Here is a 1,521-nt window from a genome sequence, read left to right as displayed (position 1 = left end):
GGCGTGTGCAAGGAGAAAGTCGCCTGTTTTGCTCGTTTCGCTCGCTTTTCTTGCCTTCTGGACCGTTCATCCGGCCATCGCGGTCGCTGCGGACGCACCTGTCCCGTGGGCGAGCAATTCAGGGGTGAGGGCCACCATGCGCATCAGGTTGTGCGCCAGCGCAAAGAGCAACATCACGCAGGTGACCTTCTTGACTCCGCGCACCAGGAACTGCTGCAAGCCCCGGTTGCGCGCCTGCGCATTGACGCACTCGGCTGTGGCGGCACGCCGCCTGTAGATCGCCTTGGCCTCGTCGGTGCCCATGCGCACCCGCCACTGCGCCACCGCCTCGCTGTCGCCGGCCTTGGGCTGGTGCGGATCGACGCCCGTGGTCTTGGGCTGCGGCACCGGCCCATAGACTTCGGTGCTCCGTGCGGCCTGCTCGATCTGCTCGTGACTGGTGAAGCCACCATCGACCAGCCACGCCGCAGGCGCCTGGCCGCAGCGCTCGGTGACCTGCTCCAACATCGGCACCATCTGCCCCTGGTCGGAGCCGACCGTGGCCACATCGACCCCGACGATGACCAGACTGTCCGCATCGGTGGCCAGCTGCGGGTTGTAGGCGGGACGAAACCCGCCATCGCCCATCTTCATCACCGTGGCTTCGGCATCGGTGGTGGACACGCGCGCTGGCTGCGCCGCTTTGCCTTGCCGCTCCTTGATGGCTTGCACTTCGGGCAGCCGCCGCAAGGCTTGCTCCAGACGCGCTTGGCGCTCCTGTGCTGCGCGCCGTTGCGCCGCCTGGCCGCGCCGGCTGCCGGCGGCACCGTCGCTTTGCATCTGGTCTTTCAGCTGCGCCACCCGCGCCCGCGCCTGCTCCAGAGACCCTTCGAGCTTGTCCTGCCGACGAAACGAGCCGGCCCCGGCGCTGGCCCGCACCCGGATGCCGTCGTGCGCGACCTGCTTGAGCTTGACCGCCCCGGCGGCCATCAGGCTGGCCACGCTGACGCTGAGCAGCTCATCCAGCGCTTGGCCATGCTCGACCCGAAAGTCCGACAGGCTGTGGTGGTTGACTTGCACGCCCCCGCACAGCCAGCGGTAGGCGTCGTGACTGTCGGTCATCCGCGCGAGCTGCCGGGCGCTGCCCACACCCTCCAGCGTGGCGTACAGCCACAGCGCCAGCAGGATCTCGGGGGCAATGGCGGCTCGCCCGACCCCGCCTTGGACGGCCTTGATGCCGGCGTACATCGTCGACAGGTCTTGCCGCTCGACCCAGCACCACACCAGCCGCGCCCGGTGGCCCGGCTGCAGCAACGATTCCAGGTCGCTGGCGCGCATCTGAATCTGCCGCCGCTCGGGCCGCAGCACACGGGCGGCAGCCACCGCAGGCACGGCCGCCGGCATCGCAACGGCCGCCGCCGGCGGGCCACTGGGCAGGTCCTGGCCCTTGAACAAGTCGTCGGCGCTCTCAGTCATGGCAGGCTCATGCTTCGAAACATCACGCACGCACTATCGCCGACGCATACCGACGTGGCAAGCGCG

Annotated in this window: 1 protein-coding gene; it reads right to left on the bottom strand. The window is 69.0% G+C overall.

All coding sequences use genetic code 11. The features are described 5' to 3' along the window. Window positions 1–66: 66 nt before the first annotated feature. Window positions 67–1,383, bottom strand: coding sequence for an IS1182 family transposase (locus ACOVRJ_RS08785; RefSeq protein WP_422043482.1), 1,317 nt, complete (start codon window positions 1,381–1,383; stop codon window positions 67–69). Window positions 1,384–1,521: the final 138 nt, after the last annotated feature.

Source organism: Roseateles sp. (genome assembly GCF_049240545.1).
In the GTDB taxonomy this organism is placed as follows: Bacteria; Pseudomonadota; Gammaproteobacteria; order Burkholderiales; family Burkholderiaceae_C; genus Paucibacter_A.
The sequence above is the reverse complement of the archived record's forward strand: the minus strand, read 5'-3'. Positions and strand labels throughout refer to the sequence as shown.

Excerpts from the sequence above, each read along its gene's own strand:
- ACOVRJ_RS08785 (WP_422043482.1), bottom strand. The coding sequence starts at position 1,383 with ATGCCGGCGGCCGTGCCTGCGGTGGCTGCCGCCCGTGTGCTGCGGCCC.